This is a genomic window from Microcoleus sp. B3-A4 (assembly GCF_036705385.1).
Taxonomy (GTDB): Bacteria; Cyanobacteriota; Cyanobacteriia; order Cyanobacteriales; family Microcoleaceae; genus Microcoleus.
Map to the genome: position 1 here is coordinate 64,476 of NZ_JAUBUI010000021.1, position 19,901 is coordinate 84,376.

Genomic DNA, 19,901 nt, shown 5'->3' on the forward strand with positions numbered 1-19,901 from the left:
GGAATAACGACGCCGCGAACATCTTTGGCAGCTTCCGAACCAAAAAAGTAAATTACTTGAGCTAGAGATTCAGGTTTCACCCATTAGTGAGCATTCTCCGAACCCATTAACGATGGATTTGTCAGAGTATCAATCACACGGGGGAGAACAGTATTAACAGTGATATTAGTACCTTTTGTTTCATCTGCGATCGCCTTTGTGATCCCCACCATTCCAGCTTTAGCAGCACAGTAAGCCACCCATTGTCCAATCGGCTGTTCGCCCCCACGCGAAGCGACAGTCACAATCCCCTCATTCCACCAGTCAAAAATACTTGTTTGCTATTCATGATTTATAAGTAAGTAGGCACAAATAAATATAACATGGGGAGACTGCGGGTTTTGCAGTAGTAAACTCGCTGCTGCCATAGATTCTAACTAAACGCGCCCCTACAATTTCCGATTTTCTATTCAGGTTTTTTCCGATGACCTATTTACCTTTTTGGATAGGTTAAGAGCAAGTGACAATGTTATCATATCCAAAACTGAAAAAACATCAACCAATCTGCGTTCATCAGCCTGCATCAGCGGTTAAAATAAAAAAAAATACCAAACAAAAATGCAAATTACTCAATCCCTGCACAGCGCCCTACTCATCTCCAACCTGGAAAAATCCCAGCTCTTTTACAGCACCGTACTAAGACTGCAAAAAATCAATCGAGACTTAAAATTTCCCGGAATCTGGTATCAAATCGGCGACTTCCAGCTCCACTTAATTTTAGGTGCAACAATTATCCCAGATGCCGTAGACCATGCCAAATGGGGACGCAACCGACATCTAGCGTTTTCTGTTGCTAACTTAGAGGCAGCCAAACAGCAGTTAATCGCTCACAATTGCCCGTTCCAAATGAGCGCGTCAGGTCGAGCGGCATTATTTACCCAAGATCCCGACGGCAACATCATCGAACTCAGCGAGTAACAGATGAAAATCATCGCTTATTCTTACACCGAACCGCTACTGGAAGCAGCACCCGCACCGGAAATTTGGGGTCAAGAAGTCGATCGCACCTATCAAGACTTAGGAGGGCGGCAACAACTTCAGCAACTCCTCAAAGACTGCCAAACAGAACCAGTCAAATACTTATTAATTCAGCGCTTTGAAGAACTCGGCGACACCGTACAGCAAGTGTGTTCGCACCTCTGGCAACTCGAAAACCTCGGCGTCGAAATCATCGTACAAGCAGAAACAGAACCGCGAAACCGCAAAAACTTGCTGCAAATACTCGCAGAAATCCAGCGCAGCCAACACAGCCGGAGTATTCGCAAAGGACACGCGCGCAACCGCATCAAATCCCGCATTCCACCGGGTAAGGCTCCCTACGGCTACCGACGCGGCAAAGATTGTTATACGATCGATAAAACCACCGCCCCCACCGTCAAAGACTTTTTTGAACACTTTTTAATTTACGGTTCCTTGCGAGGTTCCGTGCGGTATTTAGCCAAGAAATACAACAAAAAAATTTCTGTAAGTACCGGCCGCCGCTGGCTGACAAATCCCGCCTACCGAGGCGATTTGGAATATCAAAACGGCCAAGTAATTTCTAACACCCACGTTCCGATTATTTCCAGAGACGAAGCCGCCCAAATAGACAGGTTACTGCGCCGCAACCGCTGCCTTTCTCCTCGCAGCGCTAGCGCCCCACGTTCCCTCGCAGGTTTAGCAATTTGTGCAGAATGCAAATCGCCCATGACAGTTGCCAAAGTCACCTCCTACCGCCAAGAAAAAGAATACCTTTATTTGCGACCAATTAAATGTCCAAAACAGCCTAAATGTAGCGGCATTTCCTATCATGAAATATTGCAATTAACCATCGCCGGTATTTGTCGGGATTTACCCGATGCTGTTGCTGGGTTGCAAATGCCAAATATGAATGGAATTAAAGCAGGAATTGTCGGGGCGATCGCATCAAAACAAGAAATCCTAGAGCAACTTCCCGCCCTGATGGACAGCGGCATTTTAGACACGGAAACGGCAGAGTTGAGAGCCTACAAAATCCGCACGGAAATTGCCGAACTGCAAAGCAAATTAGCACAACTACCCCCAGTAAATTTGCGAGAAACTGCCCAAACAGTTTCCTTTCCCCAATTTTGGCTCGATTTATCAGAATCAGAACGCAGGTTTTACTTTCGAGAATTTATCGACCGCATTGAAATAGTCCGGGAAAATACAAATTGGAAACTGCAAATTATTTTTATTTTTTAAGGATTAGCTCGCCGTTCATCCGTAGCTCCTAGGTTAGATGCCCGACTTGTTAAAGAAGTGGAATATTTGGGTAATCTATTAGTTCGCTAGGAGTGGAATTCGTTTGACAAGCATCGGTTTCTACCGCTGAATTATCTTTTTTACCTTTTAGCCAATAGACGGTCATCTCTCCTTTACCTTTAACCGCGATCGCACCTCTTTCCTCAAATAAATAGCGCTCTTTTAACGCCTCGTAAATAGCCGTAGTAACTTGAATATATCCCGGTAATCCTTGACATTCCATCCGAGAAGCAACATTAACAGTATCTCCCCACAAGTCATAGATAAATTTTTTAGTGCCAATTACGCCAGCAACTACTGGCCCTGTATGAATGCCAATCCGAATTTGAAATGGTTCGCCTTTGTCAGTTTGAAAATCAGCGATCGCTTCCTGCATATCCAAGGCCATATTCGCGATCGCTTCTACATGATCTGCCCTCGGCACAGGCAACCCCCCTGCTACCATATAAGCATCTCCAATTGTTTTAATTTTTTCCAAACCGTGTTTTTCAGTTAGTTGGTCAAACCTTGAAAAAATCAGGTTCAGTACATTTACCAATTCTAAAGGTAAAATTCTAGCAGCAATCGACGTAAAATCGACAATATCGGCAAAAAGAACTGTTGCTGAATCAAACCTCTGGGCAGGAGCACCCTGGCCCTTTTTCAAACTTTCAACAATCGCTGCTGGTAAAATATTCAGCAATAAATGATCCGACTTTGTTTGAGCAAGCCGTAAAGCTACCTCCACTCCCTGCCGCTCTTTAATTTCGTTTTGCAAACGTTCGACAAGTTCTTGGTATTGCTTCGTTTGCTCTTGAAGTAACTGTTGTTGAGTTTGAATTGTTAACTGATTTGCCACTCGTGCCAATACTTCTTTACCTTGAAAAGGTTTAGTAATATAGTCAACTGCTCCCACCTCAAAAGCTTTCACCTTATCTAAAACGTCATCTAAGGCGCTTAAGAAAATCACGGGAATGGAACTGGTTTTTGGTGAAGCTTTCAACTTTGCACATACCTCATATCCATTCATGTCTGGCATCATCACGTCCAGCAAAATTAGAGTTGGCGGAAACTCTTGCACTGTAGCGATCGCCCTTTGCCCGTTGAGCGCTTTACGAACCTGATACCCTTGTTCGGTCAAGATTGTAGATAAAAGCCTCACATTATCGGGCTTATCATCAACTACTAAAATGTTGGCTTGAATGGTAGGATATTGATTGCTGTCCATGCGAGGGCTCACGGTTGTTTTTTAAACTCAAAGATATTAACACTTAATAATTCGCTCTCCATCCAAACGAAACAGTATAAATTTTGATTTCCTCTCCTAGAGAGAGAGGGCAGTGAGTGGTTGGGGGGCTAAGGTTAAGTCTTTTTTAAATAGGAGATGCTCCTAAGTAGAGATTAGTTGGAAACTGGTACTCTAATCATCGTAAGTGCTGATTGTGCTATCTCTATAATATCGTCAAATAGGAAATCCTGCACCAAAGTAGTTAAATATTCGGCGGCAAAAGCCAAGTCGCTCGGCATTTCCTCAATCAACTTGACAATTTTATCGTCGCAACATTCATGAGCAGCATGAGCTATCTTTTCTACCCACTCAAGAGGCATTTGACCGAGTTGTGACTCGACAGATTGATTGCTAGTCACTCCGCTAATTTCGCTTTCATTTTCTAGTGGTGCATCAACAGATTCCTCGTAAATGTAACGCACTCCTAAAAGTTCTTCCATTTTCGCAAATAATATCTTTGCCTCGAAGGGTTTACGCATGAAATCATCGCAGCCTGCTCCTAAAATAGTTGGTCGTTCCTCTTCAAAAGCGCTAGCAGTAAGAGCAACTATTACAGTTTGTTTTCCGAGAGGATGAGATTTAATTTTTCTGGTGGCTTCATAGCCATCCATGACAGGCATCTGCATATCCATCCAGATCAGGTGCGGTTGCCAGTCCTCCCATACAGCAATAGCTTCTTCACCATCTCTAGCTTCTCGCACGAGGATGCCTAGTGGTGACAATAATCTCTCTATGACTAGGCAGTTATCGGCGCGATCGTCAACAACCAAAATCCGGTATTCTGGTTGATTGGGCGCTAAACCAATTACTTTTTTCTGCGGTGTAAGGATTTTAATCTCGTTGGGAGTGGCAAGGTTGATTTGAATATCAAATGCAAACTTACTTCCCAACTCAGGTGTACTGCTGACAGTAATATCTCCTCCCATCATGTGTACAAATTTGCGGCTAATTGGTAAACCTAATCCAGTCCCCTGTTGAGATTTTTGACCTGTTTTTGTTTGCTCAAAGGGTTCAAATAACTTATTCATTTCTTCTGGGGCAATGCCAAGACCAGTATCTTCAATTTCAAACTGAAGACGTAACAATTCCGGGTGAAGGTCATGCGCGTCTGCACAATCACAGTCCGCCAAGCTTTCGGACTGATTAAAACCACTGCACCATCCGGGTTTTCTTTGTATAGCTGCGGTTTCAACCGCTAAGCTTTCGGAATGTTCACAACCTGCGCCGATAAGTTGTGTTTGTGTGTCCGAAAAATCTGCGGTTTCAGCCCCCAAACTTTTTTCTACCTTCTTTTTCACTCGCAAAGTAACGCTACCCATCTCTGTAAACTTGATCGCATTTCCTACAAGATTAATCAAAATTTGCCGCAATTTACCTTCGTCTCCACTAACAAAGTGCGGTACACCGTCACCCAATTCCAAATTTAGCTGCAATTTCTTAGACTTAGCTTTTAAGCGAAACATTTCTTCTAAGGTTTTTAGCAGACGCATTAAATTAAAACTGCTTTCATTAAGCTGACTTCTGCCCGCTTCAATTTTGGACATTTCCAAAATGTCATTAATTAGCGAAAGCAAGTGTTCACCCGCGCGATTAATAATTTCTAGGTGCTGTTGGTGTTGATTGTTGAGAGATGAATCGCGCACCATCACTTGACTAAATCCGAGAATGGCATTCAGGGGAGTCCGCAGTTCGTGGCTCATAGAAGAAAGGAATTCGCTCTTGGCGCGGTTAGCTGTATCAGCAGCTACGACAGCTTTTTGTAATGCTATTTCTGCTAATTTACGTTCCGCAATTTCTGTTTTGGCTTGTTCAAAAAGGGTGCATTGCTGGATAGCAATTGTTAGCTGCACGGAAATTTGCTTGAGAGATTCTATCTCAGAAGAATTCCAATGCCTATAACTGCGACAGTGATGAGCAATGAGTAGCCCCCATAGTTTTTCACCTTGCAAAAGGGGAACCACGAGGTTAGCTTTAACTTCCAACTCGCTCAGTAAATTAATGTGGCACTCTGAAATACCTGCCGTATAAATATTGTCGATCGCGCGAATGTGTCCCTGCTCGTAAAAAGAGACGTAGCGTTCTCGAAAACAAGGGTCATTAATGTCAATTCCCAAAATTGGCATCGTACCGACGGCTACCGACTCGACGGCTACCAATCCACTCCAATCAGGGTTAAATCGGTAAATAATAGTCCTGTCTGTGGACAAAAACTGGCGGACTTCTTCCACAGCCATTGCCAGCACTTCTTCTAAGTTAAGAGAGGAACGAATTCGCTCTTGAATGGAATTCACGAGCCGCTCCCTTTTTACTTGTTGCTGCAACGCTAATTCCGCCCGTTTGCGAGCAGTAATATCTACTCCATAACCAACGCACTCCACAGGTAAGCCAGCAGCATCTTTGACTAACTTAACCTCATCGTATATCCAGCGATAACTACCGTCTTTGTGCCGTTCGCGGTATTCGTAGGCAATCGATTCTTTTTCCAATATCTGAGCGAATGAAGTAGCAACAATCTCTCTATCTTCTGGATGAACCAGGCTATGCCAATCAAGGGAACCATCAAGAAATTCTCTCGCTTCGTAACCAATCATTGAAACCACATTATCGCTGACAAATGTTACGTCATAATCTCCCCCTAATTTGCAGCTAAAAATCACCGCCGGGGTAGTCGCCAGTAAATATTGCAAGCGTTCGGTGACAGAACGCAAGTTGAACTCGGCTTGCTTGCGATCGCGAGCTTCCATTGCTAAAGCTGCGATCTGCGCCACATAGCTAGCGAAGCTTTGTTCGTCGAGCGTCCAATTCCTGGTCGTTCCCTGATGTTCTAAACAAATTACACCCGCAATTTGCCCTTTATGGGTAATAGGAACATCGAGCATCGACGAGATGTTTAAAGGCGTCAAATAAGATTCGCTAAATTCTCGGGTGCGCGGATCGGTTTTGGCATCAACCGCTGCGATCGCCTGTTCTGTCTTCAAAGCTTGGAAATAGCTAGGATAGTCAGCAACTTTCAGTTCTGCACCGGCGCTGTGTAGATTGGGAGTCAGTTCGTAAATATCCGCACAGGACATTGCGGATTTATCTTCATGATAAAACCAAATACTTGCCCGATCGACATCCAGGGTACGGGTTGCCATTTGCGTAATCTCTCTCAAAGCCTCGCCGATATTTCCCTCGTAGATACTAGAATTTTTGGCTAATTCGAGCAAACCATTTTGTTGTTCTGTTAATCGAGTTTCTCGTTCGCGCAAAGCGGATTCAGCGGCTATTCTTTCTCTTATTTCTGCTTCTAAATAGCCGTTTATTTCTCTCAACTCTGCCGTGCGTTCTTGGACTTTAATTTCTAAGTCATCATAAGCACAGCGCAACGCTAATTCTGCATCTTCACGCACGGCGATTTCGCACTGCAACTTGCTATTAATTGCCTCTAATTCTTGGGGGGTTTTCAAAGATAAAAACTGTGGCAATAGTGTTACCATTTGTCCAGCAGTGTAGCAGGAAACCAGTGCAGTAATTCCTTTTTCAATCCCCGACAGCCAATAAGCGGAATGCCACAGCGTCCAAATGTCTAGCAAGTGGCCGGTGCCGCAGAGAATAATAAATGCACCAAATAAAGCAAATATTCCTAAAAAAGGAACGTCGCGCCGCTTAAAAACAAAATAAATTAGCATCGCCGGAATTGAATAGTAGGCGATCGCGATTAAGAAGTCCCCAGTTACGTGCAGCCACACTAAAGGCGTTTGCCAAAGATAGCAATGACCGTGAGGCATATACTGAGTTGGGGAAAAGATATTTTTGAGTGCTTCCCACATAATACTTGTTATTGGCAGATAATAGGGATTAGATGATGCCTAAGTTAGGCCAAAAATAAAATAAACCGAAAATTGTAGCTGGATTCAGCATTATTTATTAACGCCTAAACCCAGCTTGTTCATAACAGCTTGCTTTGGCAGTAGGTGGCGCTCGCCCAATTGCGATCGCAAAGGAATTTCAATGATAAACTCAGTACCTCTCCCAACCTCGGAAGTGCAGCGCAAATAACCTTGATGGGCTTGAATAATCTGATAAGAAATTGCCAAACCCAGCCCGGTACCAGCACCGATTGGTTTCGTCGTATAAAACGGATCGTAAATTTTAGCGATCGCATCATAATCTATGCCCGTCCCATTATCAGCAATGTGAATCTGCACCCACTTGCCATCAACTAAAAGCGTGCGGATGCGAATTTTTAGCAGTGGGCAATAGGCATTTTGTAAGTAGTCAGAGAAATTATTTTCCCAATAGCCGTTGGTCGAATATCCCTGCTGTACAATCTGTTCTAAAGCATCAATAGCATTAGAACAAATATTCATAAATACCTGGTTAAGCTGTCCAGCGTAGCATTCCAATTCTGGCAAATCTCCATACTCTTTAATCACTTGGATAGGCGGACGGTTTGGTTGTTCTTTCAAGCGGTGCTGCAAAATCATTAAAGTGCTATCGAGTCCTTCATGAATATTTACTTTTTTCATGTCGGCTTCGTCTAATCGGGAAAAAGTTCGTAAAGACTTAACAATTTCCCTAATTCGCTCTGCTCCAATTTTCATCGAACCAAAAAGTTTTTGCAGGTCTTTTAAAATAAAATCGAGTTCGATAGTGTGAATCTTGTCTGCAATTTCCGGTGCAGGAGTGGGGTAATAAACTTGATAAGCCTTAATCAATTCCACAAGTTCTTTAATGTATTCCTCCGCAGGAATCAGATTGCCATAAATGAAGTTAACAGGGTTATTGATTTCGTGAGCAACCCCAGCTACCATTTGCCCCAAAGAAGACATTTTTTCAGTTTGCACCAGTTGAGTTTGAGCGCCTTTAAGTTGTTGCAGAGCGTTCTCTAAATGCTGAGTTTGTTCTCGCAGTTTAGCTTCCGAGTGCCGCAATGAATTTTCAGCCAAAGAGCGATCGCGATTTTCCTGTAGCAAAAGTTCATTAGTGGATTCTAAAGCGAGCGTCCTCTCTATCACCCGTTTTTCCAATTCTAGCATTAATTCCGAGAGTGCTTCTTGAGCTTGTTTGCGATCGCCAATCTCATTTTGTAAAGCTACATTTGCCACCGCCAATTGAGCGGGACTGGGAATAGCCAAGATTTTTGGAATTAGTTCCACTAGCACTGCTGCTGTAGATAGCGAAATCAGCGCCGTAATCCCTTTAAGAAAACCAGAGAACCAATAATTAGGATGCCACAGCGTCCATATTTCCATAATATGGGTAATGCCGCAGCAGATAATAAAAGAGCCAAACAGCATGAAAACCCAGTCAAAAGGCACGTCTTGCCGCTTTTTGACAATATAAATCAGCGTGATCGGTATCAAAAAATAAGCCACGGCAATCAAACCATCGGACAAAATGTGTAGCCCCACTAATCCCGGCTTCCACAAGTAGCAATGACCGTGAGGAATAAAATAATTTGAAAACATTGTATGAGCCATTTGCGGTATCAATCCTCTGATTTTATAAGATTTTTTGAGGAATTACAGTAGAGTTAAAAAACCTGCTTCCACAAAAAGAAGAATTAGGGTTTTGTGCTTAACACTTGCGATCGGGAGATGCAGATACCTGAAAATAACTTTAATTAAATTAGCATAAATTAACTAAACCTTAGCCATGTCAACGCACTTGTGATGAGGAGATGCAGATACCTGAAAATAGCTTTAATTAAATTAGCATAAATTAACTAAACTTTAGCAATCTCAACTGTCACATCTTTAAATTGTGCCTTCACGACCAAATGTGACACCTGCATGACATTTGGGCATACGAGCGAGAAAAACTGAACACTGCTACCTGAAAAACCCCGCTAGCAGCTCTTGAAATTGGGTTAGAGCGCTCAGTGACTCATGAATCCTTTATTGATATTGGTGCGCTGCGGTGAGATTTAACAGATTGGACCAGCTAGTCCCTGAGAAATTTCGCGACAGAATCGTGTCGCAATCAAATAGGGGATCGGCTTTAGAGTCAATCATAAGTGATAATATCAACGATACACTTATATGGTAATTGCCGGTTATGACGATAGATGAGGTACTACAGCTAACTCGTGTGCGATCGCAAAAAGATTTATGTCCCGTACAAGAAATCATACTCCGCCAAGTTTGGGAAGGAAAGACTTATACCAGCATCGCCTCTACCTCTCATTACGGAGAGCATTACCTGAGAAACATCGCCTCGTCTTTGTGGCAATCTCTCTCTCAAATCTTGCAGACATCTATTACCAAATCAAATTTTCGCTCTTGTGTAGAATCACGTTCCCTGACCGCAGAGGAACGAGAATTAATTGAAGCATTCACCCGCAGCCAGTGCCTAGCCACACCTTTAGAATTTCCCGGCTCTCCCGTGCCCCTCGGTTCGCCATTTTATATCCCTCATCCGCTAATTGAAGAACTCGCTTATCGAGAGATTACTAAACCCGGAAGTGTGCTGCGGATTAAAGCTCCCAGGAAGATGGGAAAAAGTTCCCTTCTGCTACGGATTTTAGAGCGCGCGACTTCTCTTGACTATCGAACTGTAAGTTTAGATTTTCAGCAAGCCGAGGATGCTGTCTTAGCCAATATAGATAAATTTTTACGCTGGTTTTGTGCCAACATCAGCCGTCACCTAGAATTACCACCTTTATTGGATGATTATTGGGATGAAGACATGGGTAGTAAAGTAAGCTGTACCATCTATTTGCAACAATATGTATTAGCAGAAATAAGTACCCCTCTTGTGTTAGCTTTAAATGAAGTAAATATAATTTTTGAATATCCAAAAATTGCCCGAGAATTTTTGCCGCTGCTACGAAGCTGGCATGAAGAAGCAAAGCGGATTGCAACTTTAGGGAAACTGCGGTTAATCGTTCTTCACTCCACAGAAATTTATATTCCTTTAAAGCTCACTGAATCGCCTTTTAATGTCGGTTTACCACTGCAATTGCCCTATTTTACAGAAGAGCAGATACTTGCTTTAGCCCAGCGTCACGGACTGGATTGGACAGAGGGTTCCGATGCCGATCGACTCATGGCAATGGTGGGGGGACATCCTTATCTGGTTCGGCTAGCTCTTTACCACCTCTGTCAAAACAGTTTAACGCTAGATCGGCTACTACAAGAAGCTCCCACCATAGCCGGAATTTATAAAGATTACTTGCGGAGTTTTTGGGTGACATTCCAAGAGTATCCCGAACTTGCGGTTGCACTTAAACAAGTGGTAAAATCGGAACGCGGAGTGGAATTAGATCCGATAGTAGCTTCTAAATTAGTTAGTATGGGGCTGATTCATATCGATAATAACCGCTGTACGCTGAGCTGTGAGTTGTATCGCCTATATTTTGCTTCGCACAACTTTATTTAGAGCGAGGTTTGAGAGTTTATTTGCGTAAATTATTTGAGAATTAAGCGATCGCACCACATCCTCACCTCTCAATAAACTCACTAAATACTTACATTTAAATTAATCCATAAACGGCATGACCAAGGTTACATACCAAATTGGTGGCAGTCTCACAACTGATGCGCCTACCTATGTCGAACGACAAGCAGATATCCAACTTTATGAAGCCTTAAAACGAGGCGAGTTTTGCTACGTCCTCAACTCCCGACAGATGGGCAAATCTTCCCTTCTCGTTCGCACCCTGCACCGACTGCAAGCCGAAGGATTTCTATGCAGCGCGATCGACATGACTCGCATCGGTAGCGAAAACATTACTCCTTTACAGTGGTATAAAGGAATGGTCGCGGAGTTGTGGCGCGGCTTCAATCTTTTAGGGCAAGTTAATCTTAAAACCTGGTGGCGCGACTCAGAAGATGTCTCGTTACTGCAAAGATTGAGTCATTTTATAGAAGATATTCTACTGGTTCAATTTCCCCAAGAGCGCATTTTTATATTCATCGATGAAATCGATAGCATTCTCAGTTTGGATTTCCCTGTGGATGATTTTTTCGCCCTGATTCGGTTTTGCTACAATCAGCGAGCGATTAATCCCGAGTATAACCGCATTACTTTTGCTATCTTTGGAGTAGCTACCCCGAGCGATTTAATTGCTGACAAAAATCGAACTCCTTTTAATATCGGTCAGGCTATAGATTTGCACGGTTTTGAACAGCAGGAAGCCCAACTATTAGTTAAAGGATTAGAGACGGTCGTCAGTAATCCTCATGCCGTTCTCAAACAAATATTAGCTTGGAGTTCAGGACAGCCATTTCTCACCCAGAAAATTTGCTATTTTGCCTATAGAGCCAGCCGGGAAACGGCGGACGGATTAGTAAATATTCCCCCGGGAACAGAGGGATTTTGGGTGGATAGTTTGGTGCGATCGCGCATCGTCACTAACTGGGAATCGCAAGACGAACCAGAGCATCTGAAAACGATACGCGATCGCATTCTCCGTGACGAACAGCGCGCCGGAAGATTGCTAGGCATTTACCAGCAAATATTGCAAAGTGTGGAAGTACCAACCGATGACAGCCGAGAACAAACCGAATTATTGCTATCGGGTTTAGTGGTAAAAAAGCAAGGCTGTTTGCAGGGAAAAAACAGAATTTATCAAGAAGTATTTAATAGAGAATGGGTAGAGAAACACTTAGGGCAACTGCGTCCTTATTCCCAATCTTTCGATGCTTGGATTGCTGCCAAACAAACAGATGATTCGCGCTGTTTGAGGGGACAAGCCTTAAAAGATGCTCAAATCTGGATGCAGGGAAAAAGTTTGAGCGATTTAGACTATCAGTTTTTAGCAGCTAGCGCCGAACTCGACAAGCAAGAAATGCAACTGACCTTAGAAGCAGAAAGGTTAAAAGAAGTCGAAAAAAATGCCAGACGGCAAAAGTGGTTTATTGCTGCACTCTCTTTGGCATTAGCGATCGCCCTCTTTCTCGGAACGACAGCTTATGGGCAATATCGCCATGCTACCTTGAGCGAAATCGAAGCGATCGCCACCTCATCCGAAGCCCTCTTCACCTTAGAGCAAAAATTAGACAGCCTCATTGCTGCCATCAAAGCCAAGGGCAAACTGCAACAACTCGGCAGCGCAAATCCCGAACTAGAAAATCGCGTGCAATTATTACTAGAGCAGGCAGTTTATGGTGCTTCGGAGTTCAACCGCTTGTCAGGACATCAGGCGACAGCGTATAGATTAGCAATCAGTCCCGACGCTCGGACCATTGCCTCAGTAAGTTTAGACAGCGATGTCAAACTCTGGCAGCCAGATGGCACCCTTGTTGCGACTCTTCCCCACAAGCATATGGTATGGAGGATGGCTTTTAGCCCCGACAGTAAACTCCTCGCTGGTGCCATTGGAGATGGCACAGTTAAAGTTTGGCAGCAACAGGGAACTTCTTGGCAGAGCCCCAAACTCCTACACACCCTTGAGGGAAACAGTACCGAGTTTCCGAGTCTGGCCTTCAGCCCAGATGGCGAGATTTTAGCCGCATCCGGTGAGAATAACACCGTTAAACTCTGGGACAAAAATGGGGTTTTATTAACCATTCTCGATCGCACCGATGCGGTGAGGAGTCTTAGCTTTAGTCCCGACGGGGAAATGCTCGTTAGCGGAAGCGGGGACGGCACGATCCGATTGTGGAAAAAAGACGGCGCATTCTGGACCTCGGTAAAGTTACGGAGAACGTTTCAAGGCCATAGCGCTGCCATTTGGGATATCGAGTTCAGTCCTGACGGCGAGATATTTGCCTCCGCCAGCATGGATAAAACTGTTAAACTTTGGCCTTCCAATGCTCCGTCAGCCGAAGAGTTACAGCCCCTACGAACCCTTAAGGGTCACGCATCTATGGTTATGAGTCTAGATTTCAGTTTCGACGGTCAGATTATCGCCTCAGCCAGCGCCGATCTAACCATCAAATTTTGGAGCTTTGACGGCAAAGAGCTCAGAACTTTTGCAGGGCATCGCGGTGCCGTGTGGGATCTCGATTTCAGTCCTGACGGCACTTTCATTGCTTCGCTGGGTGTAGGAAATGCTGTCAAACTTTGGCAGCCGAAAAACATTTTTCTGTTGGGCCTGCAAGGTCACGACGCTGTTGTTTATGTGGCTGATTTCGCTCCTGACGGAAAAATCGTCGCCACTGTAAGTCTGGACGGCATCATGAAACTTTGGCGGCCAGATGGCACATTGCTCAAGACGCTTCAGGAGGGCACAGGAGAGCTTTGGGATGTGGCATTCAGTCCTGATGGTAAAGTCATTGCTGTGGGGGGCGAAAAAACAGTTAAACTCTGGCAGCCCGATGGCAGATTCCTGGGAGAAATCAACGCCCACAAAGGTGTAGTTTACGGAATTACTTGGAGTCCGGACGGTAAAATTATTGCCACCGCAAGCTCAGACGGCACGGTGAAACTCTGGCAGCCAGACGGTGTGTTACTACGAACTCTCAAGCTAGATGGCAGCGCCCTCTGGGATGTAGCCTTTAGCCCTGATGGAAAAGCTTTAGCCGCCGTCGGTAGCAGTGGTACTGTAGCTATCTGGAAGCCCGATGGCACTTTGTTGCAGGCGATTGATGCCCATCAGGCTCTGACTACGGGGGTCAGTTTCAGTCCCGACGGCAAGACTCTAGCTTCAGCCAGTACAGATGGCACCGTCAAACTCTGGAAATTAGATCCCTCAGACACCTCAGTTCCTCAGAAAGCACTGCTGCGGAGAACGCTCAAAGGTCACACACAGGGAGTGATGGGAGTTTCCTTTAGCCCGGATGGTGAAATCATTGCTACGGCAAGTCATGATAATACGGTGAAACTTTGGAACTCTAACGGCATCTTGCTAACGACGCTCACGGGGCATAGAGGTGCGGTGACAGGAGTTTCCTTCAGTCCCGACGGCACTTTCCTTGTCTCCGCCAGCCACGACCAAACGGCGATTTTGTGGAACATAAAGCAAATTCTCAATACAGACCCGCTGGTGTTTGGTTGCAATTGGGTGCGGGATTATCTGCGGACAAATGCCGATGTGAAGGAGGAGGATAGACATTTGTGCGATCGAGTGGGCGATCGCTAAATTATCCGAAACAATTAACTATCAATTATGAAAGATTACTCTTACCAAATTGGTGGCAGTCTCACAACTGATGCGCCTACCTATGTCGAACGACAAGCAGATATCGAACTTTATCAAGCCTTAAAACGAGGCGAGTTTTGCTACGTCCTCAATTCGCGACAAATGGGCAAATCTTCCCTTCTCGTTCGCACCCTGCACCGACTGCAAGCCGAAGGATTTCTATGCAGTGCGATCGACATGACCCGCATCGGCAGTGAAAATATCACTCCTTTACAGTGGTATAAAGGAATCGTTGGGGATTTGTGGCGCAGTTTCCATCTTGTAGGAAAAGTCAATTTAAAAACCTGGTGGCAAGAACAAGAAGAAGTTTCTCTCCTGCAAAGATTGAGTCAATTTATTGAAGAGATTTTATTAGCCCGATTTCCCGAGAATCGAATTATTATATTTGTCGATGAGATTGATAGTATTTTAAGCTTAGATTTTCCCGTCGATGACTTTTTCGCCTTGATTCGTTATTGTTACAACCAACGAGCCCTCAATCCCGCATACAATCGGATTACCTTCGCGATTTTCGGAGTAGCTACACCCAGCGATTTAATCGCCGATAAAAATCGGACACCTTTTAATATCGGACAATCAGTAGATTTGCACGGGTTTTCCTGGGAAGAAGCCTCTCCTTTAACTAAAGGGTTAGATAGTGTAGTCAGTAATGCCGAGGCAATTATCAAAGCAATATTAGCTTGGACTTATGGGCAACCATTTCTGAGCCAAAAGCTGTGTCAATTGATAGTAATAGCCGCGCGAGAATCTCACAGTGACGTGCTGACAATTCCACCGGGAACAGAGGGATTTTTTGTGGAATCGCTGGTACGATCGCAGATCGTCCAGAATTGGGAATCTCAAGATGAGCCAGAGCATTTAAAGACGATCCGCGATCGCATTTTGAGAAATGAGCAACGTGCTGGAAGACTACTAGGCATCTATCAAAAAATCTTACAAGGAGTGGAAGTACCCACCGATGACTCGCGAGAACAGGTAGAACTATTGCTGTCTGGTTTGGTAGTAAAATACCAGGGTTTTTTACAGGTAAGAAACCCCATTTATCAAGAAGTATTTAACAAAAAATGGGTAGAAAAAAATCTCGCTTCCTTGCGTCCATACTCTCAAGCCTTTGATGCTTGGATAACTTCCAAGCAGACCGATAAATCCAGACTCTTGCGCGGAGAGGCATTGAAAAATGCTCAAGCTTGGGCCCAGGGTAAAAGTTTGAGTGACTTAGATTATCAATTTTTAGGGGCTTCTGAAGAATTAGACCGAAGAGAAATGCAGGTAGGATTGGAAGCAGAGCGGGCTAAAGAAATTGAAGCCAGACTAACAGAACAACAAAAAAGACTAGCTGTAGAGAAAAAAAGTTCTAGGCGGCAAAGGTTTTTGCTTTTTGTAGTAAGTATAGCATTAATTATCGCCTGTGCATTGGGGCTAGCGGTGTATTTTCAGTATCGGCAAAGTGCTGTCAGCGAAATCAAGGCGATCGCCAAATCTTCCGAAGCCTTATTCGCCTCAAATCAAAAATTAGACGCATTCATAGAGGCAATCAGAGGAAAGCGACAACTGCAAAAGTTAGGTGGTGTAGACCCAGAGATAGAACGCTCAGTTAAAGAAGCTCTCCATCAAGCTGTTTATGGAGCAGTTGACTATAATCATTTATCGGGGCATGACAATGTGGTTAATGATGTAACATTCAGTCCTGATGGGGAACTCATAGCCTCAGCTTCTGCCGATAAAACCATCGATCTTTGGAAGAAAGACGGTACAAAACTAGGAATGCTTCAAGGACACAACAATGCAGTTTGGGGAGTGGTATTTAACCCCAGAGGCGATCTAATTGCTTCTGCTTCTGGGGATAAAACAGTCAAACTTTGGCGCAAAAATAGTACAAATTTACCAAAGGTCAAGCCGAGTTATACCTTGTGGCAGACCTTAAAAGGACATACCGATAACGTTACACAAGTCGCGATCGCTCCTAACAATCAGATTATTGCTTCCGCTTCTAAAGATAAAACAGTTAAACTCTGGAGTACAGACGGCAAACTGCACAGAACTCTCACCGGACATACAGATGAAGTTAACAGCGTTGCCTTTAGCCCGGACAGTCAAACTATTGCATCAGCTTCTAAAGATCGAACCATCAAACTCTGGAATGCAGAGGGTAAACTGATTGGAACCCTCACCGGACATACGGATAGAGTTATGAATGTTGCCTATGCGCCAAGCGCAGGCTACGCCAACAGCCCTTCAGAATATCTTATTGCCTCGGCGAGTGCGGATAAAACGGTCAAACTTTGGCACGTTGATGGAACTTTAGTCAAAACCCTAACTGGACACAGCGATGCCGTGACCAAAATCGCTTTTAACCCTCAAGCTGCTTTGCTTGCCTCGGGAAGTCTAGACAGAACAGTCAAACTGTGGCAGCTTGACGGGACTCTGGTAAAAACCCTGCTAGTCGCCAAGGATGTCGTCTCTGGATTGGCTTGGAGTCCTGACGGGCAAATCTTTGCCTCATCCAGTTGGGATGGCCCGATCGCACTTTGGAAGCTTGATGACAGTTTGCTCAAGACTCTTAACGGACATCAAGCATCGATTTACACCATAAAATTTAGTCCTGATGGTAAGACAATTGCCACCGCCAGTCGTGACAATACCGTTAAACTTTGGCGGCTTGATGGTAGTTTAATTCGCACTTTCCCCAAACAAGCTGATAAAGTTTTCGGAGTAGATTTCAGCCCAAAAGGAGACACGATTGCTACAGGCGGTTATGACAGCACTGTACGGTTGTGGCAACTGGATGGCACGTTACTCCAGACTTTCACCGGACATCAAGGCAGAGTCTTCGCGGTTGATTTCCATCCAAATGGGCAGTCACTCGCCTCGGCGGGTGAGGACAAAACGGTCAAAGTCTGGAGGATTGACGGCACCCAATTGGCAACTCTCAAAGGACATACCGATTACATTAACGCAGTGGCATTTAGCCCCGATGGAAAGCTCATTGCCTCTGGTAGTGTGGACGGCACTATCAAACTTTGGCAGTGGGATAATGCGATCGCCTCTGAAAAGCCCAGCTACAAGCTTCTACACACTTTAACAAGCCATCGCCGTCAGGTGGCGGGAGTGGCATTTAGCCCTGACGGCAAGACTCTCGCTTCAGCAGGTATGGATAGCACGGTGAGACTTTGGCGGTTGGATGGTACAGAAATTAGAGCCTTAAAGGGACACAAAAATGGGGTATTCTCAGTGGCATTTAGCCCCGATGGAAAGGCGATCGCCTCAGCAAGCTTTGACGGCACTGTCAAACTTTGGAGGGAGGATGGTCAAGAGCTTGAAACTTTAAAAGGACATAGCGATGGGGTGTTCGGAGTGACATTTAGCCCTGATGGGAAGTTAGTCGCTTCAGCCAGTCAGGATACCACAGCAATTGTGTGGAATTTAGAGCGAATTTTCCAGCTCGATTTTCTCCAGTATGGATGCGACTGGGTGCGGGATTATCTGGGGACAAATGCCGATGTGAAGGAGGAGGATAGACATTTGTGCGATCGTCTTAAAACGGAATAATATCAAGTCCGCTTTATTAGGAATAATAGATTAATAGGTCTGGGCTAGAGCATCCTAAGATTAGAGGATATTTATCATGCTTGGCTACTTTTTAGTCAAATATACTATAATACTAAATCCGGCTTAACTACTCCCTTTATCTCTCAGTCTGCAGAGGCGGACTTCGTTTGTTTAGTAGCGGTTGAAACCGCCGAAGGATACGCAGAATGATTGAGGGTATAGCCACACCGGATTTAATTATAATAACTACAGAGTAATGAAATCGCTAGCGGTGAGAATACCGGGGGTAATACCGTTAAGCTTCGCCAACAATTGATTGGTGTCCGTCACAGTAATCAAAGTCTGATTGTTGCTGGAAGTAATACTGAGTTGATTGAAACTCAAACCAGGATTTAACCCAAATAAATCCTCTCCCCTGCGGAAATCATTAATGATGTCGCTACCCAAACTTTGATTTAGGACAAATACATCATTTCCCGAACCTCCCGTCAATGTATCGTCCCCAACATCCCCGGAAAGGAAATCGGAACCGCTGCCACCGCTGAGAATATCATTACCTTTGCCTCCGTAGAGGCTATCGCTACCGATGTCGCCACAGAGCACATCGTTTTCATTGCCACCGAAGAGCAAGTCGTTGCCCTCACCGCCATCGAGACTGTCGTTTTCTTTGCCGCCGTTGAGCGTGTCATTTCCCAAGTCTCCAAAAATCAGGTCTGCACCTTCATTGCCAAAGGCAATATCGTTGCCGTTTCCGGCATTAATTGTGTCATTTCCTAAGTTGCCTAAAATGTAGTCATCGCCATCTTCACCCAGCAAGATATCGTCATCTTTACCGCCAAAAATACTGTCGTTGCCCAGCCCGCCGGCAACTGTATCATTGCCGAGATCTCCCCTCAACAAGTCCTCGCCATCGGCGCCGACAACAGTGTCAGGATCTTTACCAGCGTAGATGGTATCGTTGCCAGCACCGCCAGAGATGTAATCGGTGCCTTCATTGCCAAAGATTGAATCGTTATCTGCGCCACCGTCAATGTTGTCATTGCCGCCCATACCGTAGAGAGTATCGTTGCCGGCAAGTCCATTAATCGAGTCGTTGATGCCGCCTCCCATGATGAAATCGGTACTGTCGCCGCCGTTAATAGTTTGTTGGACGGGGTTGGGTGTGATACTGGCAGGGTCGAGTTGGGGGGCGTTGAGGCTATCGAGTAGGCAATCATCTGCGACCGGAGTTGGTGTGGGCGTCGGAGTGGGAGTCGGCGGAGTCGGTTCCGGTGTGGGAGTCGGAGTCGGTTCCGGTGTGGGTGTCGGTGTGGGTTCGGGTGTGGGAGTTGGTGTGGGTTCGGGTGTGGGAGTTGGCGTGGGAGTTGGCGTGGGAGTTGGTGTGGGAGTTGGTGTGGGAGTCTCAGTTGGAGTCGGCGTCGGAGTCGGAGTTGGCGTGACTGTAGCGTTAAATTCGTAAGCGCCAATATCAACGATCGCACTTCCGTTATTATCACCATCTTGAGGGCGGCTCACACCGCGCTGATCCGCAGCCGGCGCGCCCGCACCAGTACCGGTATCAATTGCCGGACTTCCTGTTAGCAGCGGCAAAACGAAAGCCCCGTTAATATTTTCCAAAGGGCCGAGTTTCGGGTCTGCGATCGTCACATTTGCCGTAACATTATTGTCGTTAGGATCGCCCGTCGTGAGTTTATTAGGAAATTGCAGATTATT

The 19,901-nt window shown here is 45.1% G+C and carries 10 protein-coding genes; 5 read left to right on the forward strand and 5 right to left on the reverse strand.

Features of this window, described 5'->3' with window-relative positions:
* Positions 1-83: 83 nt before the first annotated feature.
* Positions 84-284, reverse strand: coding sequence for an SDR family NAD(P)-dependent oxidoreductase (locus QUB33_RS11560; RefSeq protein ID WP_333350474.1), 201 nt, complete (start codon positions 282-284; stop codon positions 84-86).
* A gap of 313 nt (positions 285-597) precedes the next feature.
* Between QUB33_RS11560 and QUB33_RS11565 the strand changes: the two genes are divergently transcribed.
* Both QUB33_RS11565 and QUB33_RS11570 read left to right on the forward strand, forming a co-directional pair.
* Positions 598-957 (forward strand): VOC family protein, encoded by a 360-nt coding sequence (locus tag QUB33_RS11565; protein ID WP_333350476.1) that lies wholly within the window; start codon positions 598-600, stop codon positions 955-957.
* 3 nt (positions 958-960) lie between these two features.
* Positions 961-2,241 carry a recombinase family protein gene (locus QUB33_RS11570; RefSeq protein ID WP_333350478.1) on the forward strand — a complete coding sequence of 427 codons (1,281 nt, stop codon included), beginning with the start codon at positions 961-963 and terminating at the stop codon, positions 2,239-2,241.
* 49 nt (positions 2,242-2,290) lie between these two features.
* On the opposite strand, the gene QUB33_RS11575 is transcribed toward QUB33_RS11570, so the two are convergent.
* From QUB33_RS11575 to QUB33_RS11585, 3 genes are all read right to left on the reverse strand, one after another.
* Positions 2,291-3,508, reverse strand: a complete 1,218-nt coding sequence (locus QUB33_RS11575; protein ID WP_333350494.1) for an adenylate/guanylate cyclase domain-containing protein — start codon at positions 3,506-3,508, stop codon at positions 2,291-2,293.
* Between the two features lie 173 nt (positions 3,509-3,681).
* Positions 3,682-7,380, reverse strand: coding sequence for a GAF domain-containing protein (locus QUB33_RS11580; RefSeq protein ID WP_333350480.1), 3,699 nt, complete (start codon positions 7,378-7,380; stop codon positions 3,682-3,684).
* Between the two features lie 90 nt (positions 7,381-7,470).
* Positions 7,471-9,033, reverse strand: coding sequence for an ATP-binding protein (locus QUB33_RS11585; protein ID WP_333350482.1), 1,563 nt, complete (start codon positions 9,031-9,033; stop codon positions 7,471-7,473).
* A 577-nt stretch (positions 9,034-9,610) separates the two neighbouring features.
* On the opposite strand from QUB33_RS11585, the gene QUB33_RS11590 reads away from it, so the two are divergent.
* The 3 genes from QUB33_RS11590 (at position 9,611) to QUB33_RS11600 (ending at position 18,188) form a co-directional block, all read left to right on the forward strand.
* Positions 9,611-10,933: an AAA-like domain-containing protein gene (locus QUB33_RS11590; protein ID WP_333350484.1), complete on the forward strand. Its 1,323-nt coding sequence runs from the start codon at positions 9,611-9,613 to the stop codon at positions 10,931-10,933.
* Positions 10,934-11,048: 115 nt separating this feature from the next.
* A complete protein-coding gene (locus tag QUB33_RS11595) occupies positions 11,049-14,579 on the forward strand; it encodes an AAA-like domain-containing protein (protein WP_333350486.1) in 3,531 nt (1,176 codons plus the stop codon).
* A gap of 27 nt (positions 14,580-14,606) precedes the next feature.
* On the forward strand, positions 14,607-18,188 hold the full coding sequence (locus QUB33_RS11600; protein WP_333350488.1) for a WD40 domain-containing protein: 3,582 nt from the start codon (positions 14,607-14,609) through the stop codon (positions 18,186-18,188).
* A 246-nt stretch (positions 18,189-18,434) separates the two neighbouring features.
* Here the strand turns inward: QUB33_RS11600 and QUB33_RS11605 are convergent.
* Positions 18,435-19,901: calcium-binding protein (locus tag QUB33_RS11605; RefSeq protein ID WP_333350490.1), on the reverse strand; the 1,467-nt coding region annotated here is incomplete at its 5' end.

Bases quoted from the DNA above. Each gene is read 5' to 3' on its own strand.
- QUB33_RS11570 (WP_333350478.1), top strand. From the start codon at position 961: ATGAAAATCATCGCTTATTCTTACACCGAACCGCTACTGGAAGCAGCA.
- QUB33_RS11575 (WP_333350494.1), bottom strand. From the start codon at position 3,508: ATGGACAGCAATCAATATCCTACCATTCAAGCCAACATTTTAGTAGTT.
- QUB33_RS11585 (WP_333350482.1), bottom strand. From the start codon at position 9,033: ATGGCTCATACAATGTTTTCAAATTATTTTATTCCTCACGGTCATTGC.
- QUB33_RS11590 (WP_333350484.1), top strand. From the start codon at position 9,611: ATGACGATAGATGAGGTACTACAGCTAACTCGTGTGCGATCGCAAAAA.
- QUB33_RS11565 (WP_333350476.1), top strand. From the start codon at position 598: ATGCAAATTACTCAATCCCTGCACAGCGCCCTACTCATCTCCAACCTG.
- QUB33_RS11600 (WP_333350488.1), top strand. From the start codon at position 14,607: ATGAAAGATTACTCTTACCAAATTGGTGGCAGTCTCACAACTGATGCG.
- QUB33_RS11580 (WP_333350480.1), bottom strand. From the start codon at position 7,380: ATGTGGGAAGCACTCAAAAATATCTTTTCCCCAACTCAGTATATGCCT.
- QUB33_RS11595 (WP_333350486.1), top strand. From the start codon at position 11,049: ATGACCAAGGTTACATACCAAATTGGTGGCAGTCTCACAACTGATGCG.